General features: G+C 63.4%; 2 protein-coding genes. Both read left to right on the top strand.

What is annotated here, in order from left to right; all coding sequences use genetic code 11:
• Positions 1-49: 49 nt before the first annotated feature.
• Entirely contained in the window at positions 50-340 is a 291-nt protein-coding gene (locus BU204_RS37755; RefSeq protein WP_075130572.1) for a transposase, read from the top strand.
• Complete coding sequence (locus tag BU204_RS37750; RefSeq protein ID WP_075130571.1) at positions 337-1,230, top strand: IS3 family transposase; 894 nt, start codon at positions 337-339, stop codon at positions 1,228-1,230. The genes BU204_RS37755 and BU204_RS37750 overlap by 4 nt, the downstream gene beginning before the upstream one ends.
• Positions 1,231-1,261 lie beyond the last annotated feature (31 nt).

The raw sequence follows: 1,261 nt of genomic DNA, 5'->3' as shown, positions 1-1,261 counted from the left end.
TGAGCTTCCCCCAAGATCGTGGAGGCATGGACTATGAGGATCATGTGTCATGCCGGAGAAGAGGCGGAAGTTCGACCGGGAGTTCCGTGAGGGAGCTGTTCGGATTGTCCGCGAGACGAGCAAACCGATCGCTCAGGTAGCTGCTGACCTGGGGATTCATGCCGGGACCCTGGCGAACTGGGTCAAGCAGGACAAGATCAACCGTGGCGAGAGCGAAGGCCTGAGCGGCGACGAGCGGGCCGAACTTGCCCGGCTGCGGGCGGAGAACGCCGAGCTGCGGATGGAGCGCGATGTTCTCAAGCGATCCGTGGTCCTGTGGGTGAAGGAGGCAACGCGGTGAGCCTGGCCGCGTTCATTGCCGACCAGAGGACCAGCCACGACGTGCCGCATGCGGTCGCTTGCCGGGCTCTGACCGTGTCGGAGTCCTGGTTCTACAAGTGGCACCACCGTCAACACCAACCCGCACCGAGCGAGCAGCGGCGCGCCGAGCTGGACGCGGCGGTCGCCGAGGCGTTCGAGGCCGCGCACGGCTTGCACGGTTCGCCACGTGTTCTCATCGATTTACGCGCCGTCGGCTGGACAGTGAGCGAGAAATCGGTGGCGAAGTCGATGGCTCGCCAAGGCCTGGTCGCCAGGCCGAAGAAGCGGCGGAAGAACCTGACCCGACCGGACAAACGGGCGGCGCCGTTTCCGGATCTCGTTCAGCGGGACTTCGCCGCGTCGGCGCCGAACATAAAGTGGGTCGGCGACATGACCGAAATCCCCACTGATGAGGGCAAGCTCTACCTGTCGACAGCGATCGACCTGTTCTCCCGCCGGCTGCTCGGCTACGCCACCAGCGCCCACCCGGACGCCGAACTAGCTGGTGAAACCATCAAGATGGCCGTCGCCGCCCGCGGCGGGAAGGACCGGGTGGCCGGGGTGATATTCCACTCCGACCGTGGATCGACCTACACCGCGCACGATTTCACCGTACTCTGTGACAAGTTCGGCATTCGGCAGTCGATGGGCCGGACTGGGTCGTGTTTCGACAACGCCGCGGCCGAGTCGTTCTTCTCAACGTTGGAACACGAAGTGCTCTCCCGACACCATTTCAAAACCCGGAAAGAAGCGCAACAGACTATTGTGGACTGGGTTGTCGACTTCTATAATCGACGACGTCGCCACAGTTCCTGTGGCATGCAGTCCCCGATCGACTACGAGACCAGTGCGGCCAACCGAGCCGCATAGAGGAGTCCTCCACGGTTCGGGGGGAAGCTCA

Source organism: Actinophytocola xanthii, from assembly GCF_001921205.1.
Classification (GTDB): Bacteria; Actinomycetota; Actinomycetes; order Mycobacteriales; family Pseudonocardiaceae; genus Actinophytocola; species Actinophytocola xanthii.
Note: the sequence above shows the minus strand (reverse complement) of the source record. Positions and strands in the feature narration are given on the sequence as shown.